This is a genomic window from Chamaesiphon sp. OTE_8_metabat_110 (genome assembly GCF_031382685.1).
Taxonomy (GTDB): Bacteria; Cyanobacteriota; Cyanobacteriia; order Cyanobacteriales; family Chamaesiphonaceae; genus Chamaesiphon.
This window is the reverse complement of the sequence record NZ_JANMZA010000422.1, coordinates 1-6,323: the sequence shown is the minus strand read 5'-3', so window position 1 is coordinate 6,323 and position 6,323 is coordinate 1. Positions and strand designations below refer to the sequence as shown.

At 46.9% G+C, this 6,323-nt stretch carries 4 protein-coding genes and 1 pseudogene; 4 read left to right on the top strand and 1 reads right to left on the bottom strand.

The window, feature by feature from the left end; translation table 11 throughout:
• From RMO52_RS15635 to RMO52_RS15620, 4 genes and pseudogenes are all read left to right on the top strand, one after another.
• Window positions 1-460, top strand: a pseudogene (locus tag RMO52_RS15635) (hypothetical protein); the annotation flags it as partial.
• Between the two features lie 136 nt (window positions 461-596).
• Window positions 597-1,340, top strand: a complete 744-nt coding sequence (locus RMO52_RS15630; RefSeq protein ID WP_309738751.1) for an FHA domain-containing protein — start codon at window positions 597-599, stop codon at window positions 1,338-1,340.
• Window positions 1,341-1,402: 62 nt separating this feature from the next.
• Entirely contained in the window at window positions 1,403-1,702 is a 300-nt protein-coding gene (locus RMO52_RS15625; RefSeq protein ID WP_310415909.1) for a hypothetical protein, read from the top strand.
• A 30-nt stretch (window positions 1,703-1,732) separates the two neighbouring features.
• Window positions 1,733-2,881, top strand: a complete 1,149-nt coding sequence (locus RMO52_RS15620) for a leucine-rich repeat domain-containing protein (protein WP_309738753.1) — start codon at window positions 1,733-1,735, stop codon at window positions 2,879-2,881.
• A gap of 2 nt (window positions 2,882-2,883) precedes the next feature.
• Here RMO52_RS15620 and RMO52_RS15615 read toward each other — a convergent pair whose 3' ends face one another.
• On the bottom strand, window positions 2,884-6,291 hold the full coding sequence (locus RMO52_RS15615) for an alpha-mannosidase (protein WP_310415906.1): 3,408 nt from the start codon (window positions 6,289-6,291) through the stop codon (window positions 2,884-2,886).
• Window positions 6,292-6,323: the final 32 nt, after the last annotated feature.

Genomic DNA, 6,323 nt, shown 5'->3' with positions numbered 1-6,323 from the left:
TGAATCTCGCGATTATCACTTCTGCATCCAGATAAATGCGGGGAATGTTGGCGATGAAATGTTGGCGGGTAGAGCGAGTCTGATAACCCAAACTAACGGCGTCGAAACCAAAATAACCGAAGCCAAAATCCTCGCTACCTGGACAGAAGACGAAGCCAAAACCGCCAAGATCGATCGTCGCGTCGCTCACTATACCGGACAAGCAGAACTCGCCCAATCCATCCAAGAAGGCTTGGAAGCCAGAGCGCAAGGTAACATCGAAGTAGCGACAGTCAAACTAGGTAAAGCCGTCAAACTCGCCCACGACTCCGGTAACGAAGCCACCGCCAAACTCCTCCGTTCCGTCGTCGATGTCGAAGACGCCGCTGCCGGGACTGTCAGAATCAAACGCACGGTGGCTAAAGAAGACGAAATGATGTTAGAGACTCGATCGACCAAAACGGCTAGAATCCAGAAGTAGGGGATAGGGAATAGGGAATAGGGAATAGGGAATAGGTTTTGGAACTGCGTTCCAAGTTACTCTCCTTTATATTTCTCACCCACCTCTACCCTATCCCCTCTACCCTATTCCCTATCCCCTATTCCCTATTCCCTAAATGTACACTTGTCCCAAAGGTCACAACTCAACAGAAGCAGATTTTTGCTCGGAATGTGGGGCAAAAATTACTGGATTGGGGATTGCCGAACTCGTCTCGAATCCCACCAATAAAACCACCGCGACTGTCAGCCAATCGGTAGCCGTCCAACATTGCCCCGATTGTAGTACTCCCCACCAGGCTGATAGTGGTAACTTTTGTGAGATTTGCGGTTTTAACTTCCTCACAGGTGCCAAAGGTGGCGATCCATTATTCAATTTTCCACCACCGATTCGTTGGCGTAGCCTCTCGGAACGAGAATCGAGCATCAATACTACAGCCACCGCTCCTACCCAACCACCAAACCCACCCGCTAATCCCTCAAATCCGGCTCCTAACGCTATCAGTCGCTGGCAAGTAGTCATCTCGATCGATCCGAGTTTAGCCACCCCCACCAGCCCCACAGCCCCCACTCAAGCCCCGATTGTCATTGAGTTATCCCAGCCTACCAATCTGATCGGACGTACCAGTGTCGCTCGTGCTATTCACCCTGAGATTCCCCTAGATCTGGATGATGCTGTCTCTTCCCGTCATGCCATTCTCACTCTCCATCCCAATGGGACTCTCATCATTAGGGATATCGGTTCGTCAAATGGCACGCTGGTAAATGGTAAAGAAATTGCAGTCATGGCAGATATTTCGATCGCGTCTGGCGATGAAATTACCCTCGGACATTGGACGCGAATTAAGGTAACTGCTGTGTAGTAATTAAGATTGGGTAGCTTAAATACAGTACATAATTTGATAAGTAACAAGGTTTAAAATCTATGAATCCATTAATCAGACAAGGCGATGTTCTCATCATTCCTAGCGACACATCCGCCACGGGTAACAAACTTCCCCACCTCACTCTCGCTGAAGGCGAAGTTACCGGACACCGCCACCGAATTAGTAACGGTGAAGCCGAATTATTCGATCGAGATGGCATACTATATCTCAAAGTTTTATCCCCGACTGCGATCCTCACCCACGAGGAACATGCCGCCGTAACTATTCCCCAAGGCAATTGGGAAATCCGGATTCAACGCGAATATGCTCCTGAAGGGTGGCGATATGTAGCTGATTAGAATATCAACTTGCAATGGTGCTTTTTACCAATGAAACAAGCAAGGTTAGACGAAATAATCGAACGGGCTAAATTCGATCGACGGGCACCATTATATTTACGATATTGTCGAATAACATCCTTGCCGGAAAGTATTGGGAACCTCGTTAATTTAACTCACCTATATCTGTCGGGAAATCAGTTAACTAGCCTGCCGGAGAGTATTGGAAACCTCTTTAATTTAACTCACCTATGTCTGTCGGGAAATCAGCTAACTAGCCTGCCGGAAAGTATCGGCAACCTTGTTAATTTAACTCACCTACATCTGGAAGAAAATCAGCTAACCAGCCTGCCAGAAAGTATTGTAAATCTCGTTAATTTAATTTACCTACATCTGGAAAGGAATAAGCTAGCCAGTCTGCCAGAGAGTATCGGCAATCTCGTTAATTTAGTCCACATATATCTGTGTGAAAATCAGTTAAGCAGCCTGCCAGAAAGTATCGGTAATCTTGGTGATTTAACTCATCTGAACCTGGAAGAAAATTATCTAAATAGCCTGCCGAAAAACATCGATAATCTCGTTAGTTTAACTTACCTAAACCTAGGACAAAATGAGCTAGCTAGTCTGCCAGAGAGTATCGGCAATCTTGTTAATTTAACAAACATAGAGCCGAGAGAAAATCAGCTAATCAGCCTGCCAGAAAGTATCAAAAATCTCTCTAATTTGAATCGGATAGATTTTACTGGAAATCCATTAATAGATTTGTCAATTCTCAAAACTGCGCGTAATCTTAAAACTGTCCGTTTGTTTGATGTGGATCTCTCCCGTCGATATTGGACTAAATTGAGCGAGTGGAAATCTGAATGGTTATTAATTGAAAATAATGCTGAAGTTAGACGTGCATTAATCGCACAAATAGGTTATAAAAAAATCTGTGATGAACTAGGTGCAATTATAGTTAATACTTGGCGAGAATATACCTTGTTAAAAATTGATGGAGTAGATCGATTTAATCAGTGGGATGAAGATGGAGAAACATTGCAGGAGATTGTCGAACCGATGATTCTGCTCAAGATGACTTGCCCATCAACACAGCACATTCATATTCTCCGAGTACCGCCAGAGATGACGAGTGCAGAAGCCGCAATTATATGGGTAAATCATGGCATTCATCCAGACAAATTTGCAGTGCAAACTTAAAATTAAGCCGAAACCCCAAAGCTCTTAATTTGCCAAGGTTTGACGATTCTTGTTCCGAGAGGCTGCGCCAACGGATCTAAAATTGGTTCTTCGAGGATATTCAACTCTCGATCGATCCCTAGATCCAGATCGCCAGTCAACTCAATTTCTCCCTCAACTCCATGACACTCATAACACCGTAATACCCACGATCGATCTAAAGTTTCTGAAGGTTTGAATGCCATCAAAACTAGGTTTTCAGCCTGTAAATCGATGAGACTACTAACAGGTTCTAAGTCTTTACTGATATCTACTTTAGGCTGGGGAACTAGTTGCACTACCTGAAACGGTGAATTAAGTTCCAATCCCTTTCGCACTGTCTGAGCGGCTTGCCAAGTACCGCTGTGGGGATAAATTGCATAGGTAAACTCATGGTAGCCGCGATCGGCACTCGGATCTGGCCATTTAGGACTGCGGAGTAATGTGAGTCTCAAATAATCTACTCCAGCATCGAAACCATATTTACTATCATTCAAGATACTCACTCCATACTCGCCACTATTATCGGTGAGATCTACCCAACGGTGCATGGGTAATTCCCATTTAGCTTGCTCGGCGGCGGTTTCAGGTTTGGTAGGGCGATCGATCGCACCGCAGGCAGTTTCGGCGGTGGATCGATCTGCGGTAAGATTGAGGGGGAAATTGGCTTTAATTAAGACATGTTCGGTCTGCCAATCGACGCTGGTTTTAATTTGAACGATCGGGCTATGAGCATCTAAGATATAGTCTTGCGTAAATTCACATCCCGCTAGTTCTCGCACGACGCGGACGCGCTGGCGAATGGCACCGTTTTCGAGCCAGCGGATCGATTTTAGCTGGCTGGGTGGTAATTGTTTTTCGGCATATTTAGGATCGATATTCCAAGCATCCCAATATTGTTCGCCGTCTTGGAAAGCTTGGAGGTGATTCGCGCCTGTAGATGTGAGGATGTGGCGGTAGTTGAGTCGATCGTAAATGCTGGCAATATCTCCGGTTTCGGGGTTGATGGCTACTTCTACGAATTGGTTTTTAAAAATAAAATCGCTAGAAGCTAGTGTTTCCGTAGAAACTGGCTGCGGCGGGAATGGTGTTACCCCCCCAACCCCCCTTATAAAGGGGGGCTTCTCTTGCTCCCTCCCCTTTATAAGGGGAGGGCTGGGGTGGGGTAAAGGACTACGCTGTAAATCAAACATACTCGCAGGTGCCAACCAAAATAAGCGATAACCAACACTCGGTAAATCTGTCGCGAGGAATAAGATATGTTCGGCGGATGATTGGCTGGGTAATAAGTTTCCGTCAGCGTCGAAGACTTGCCATCCTCCTAGAAAATCGAGTGGGAAAAGTCGGGTTTCTGTTGGGTACCTGACTACTTCGCTACGCTCCCAATTGAGCGCGTTAAAAATGACGATCGGAATTGCACCCTCTACAGGCGGCGTCGGAAGTAAAATGCGAGCGCAAATCTCATCCAAAGCATTACTAATGATCCGTGTCGTGACGCGTTCGACATCTGCCCAACCTTGATTCGCCGTCACATAGACAGGCTCGATCGCGGTGCCGGGGATGATATCGTGAAATTGATTGAATAATGTTTGTTTCCAGGCTGTCTCGATTTCTAATTTAAGTTCGTCGGGATAATCCTGCTCACTGACGATACAGGCGATCGACGACCAGAGTTCTGCCTGATATAATAAATCCTCACACTGTCGATTCGATCGCTTTTGATCGGCGTGGGTAGTAAAACAACCGCGATGGAATTCTAGATAGAGTTCGTCTCGCCACACTGGTAGTAGTTGAATATCGGCTCTACTTGCCAACTTGTCCAGATATTTAATCGCCGTCGTAAATTCTAGATTGGGAAATACATCCGACTGCGACCAGCGATCGGCTAATTCCAACATATCACGGGTCGGCCCCCCACCATGATCGCCCACCCCAAATAGATATAGGGACTCATCTACACCAGTATTAGTTTGCCATTGACAGGCATAGTCCATCATTTTAAGAGGCTCGATGCCCTCACCAATCGCTGACGACATCAAACTCATTACCCGACTACCATCGGGCGACTCCCACCAAAATAATTGATGGGGAAACTTTGTCGTATCATTCCAGAGAAATTTCTGCGTAACGAAGTAATCGATCCCGCCTTGCTTTAATAACTGCGGTAATTGCCAGCAAAATCCAAACGTATCCGGGAGCCATGCGACTTGAGTATGTGCCCCAAACCTCGACTGGTTGTATGCTTGTCCGTAAATAATCTGCCGCGCGATCGATTCTCCTGAAATTAGATTAAGGTCTGGTTCGATCCACATTCCCCCGACGATTTCCCACTTACCCGCCTGCACCTGCTGACAAATCCCCGCAAATACTTCCGGCTGATTTAATTCCATCCACTCATACAATGCGGGCGTAGAATGACAAAATGTGAGATCGGGGAATAACTGCTGTAACTTCAATGCAGATCGAAACGTCCGCTCCGCTACCTCCCAAGTCTCCGCCACCTCCCACAACCACGCCATATCCAGATGAGCATGTCCTAGCAATTGAATACTTCCCACTAAAATCCCCTCCTCGGAGCGAAAAGTGCGGTCTTGGGGTTTCCCCAAGTAGAGCACCTTTTCAAGACAGGGGTGCCCGAAGGGCGGGTTGGGTAGATCTCCGCCGCAGCCAACATTAGAAGGTTGCCCGAAGGGCGGGGTAGGTAGATCGCCGTCGCAGCCTAAGATCGATTTAACTTGTCTTTTAATTTCTAACACCTGCTCGATAAACCGACAACTACCAACATCCAGTAAACCGTAGTCAATTCGATCGATAATTTCTACCACTTCCCCCAACTTCTCTGGCTGAAAACTTGCCACCTGCTTTACCATCACCGCCAACTCATCCGCCAACCAACCCGGCTCGGGATATGCCCGATCTGCGGACTCAAAAATTAACCGAGAACGCATCAAAGCACCGATATCGTGCCCCGGACTCACCAATCGCAACCGCACGTCTACAGCCGTTCCCGGCACCGCTGCGGACATCAACAGCACGCGCGGACTGTGGTCGAATAAATCGCCCTCCTGCACCAATTCCCCATTGACAAATACCTGCGCCACCTCTGCCCACCAGGTAAAAGCCAACCGACAAGATAAACTTGTAACTGGATAACCCCCCACCGCCGCTGGAATCGTCAACTGTCGAGCCAGCCAAATCTCTTGTCTACCGCGCTCCCACTCGATTTGTCCTTTGTGATTGAGACGTGCGAGATCCCATTTGCTCGGATCTGTTGTTAGCCCACCCGCCAGACAGATCCGCCAATCAGCTAAAATATCGATCTGACTCAAATTCCGCAGTCTATCGAGTGAGATGAGTACAGAAGATACAAAACTTTGCTCGGAATCATTCATAGTTTCGCTAAAATCTTAGATATTTAAAAAAA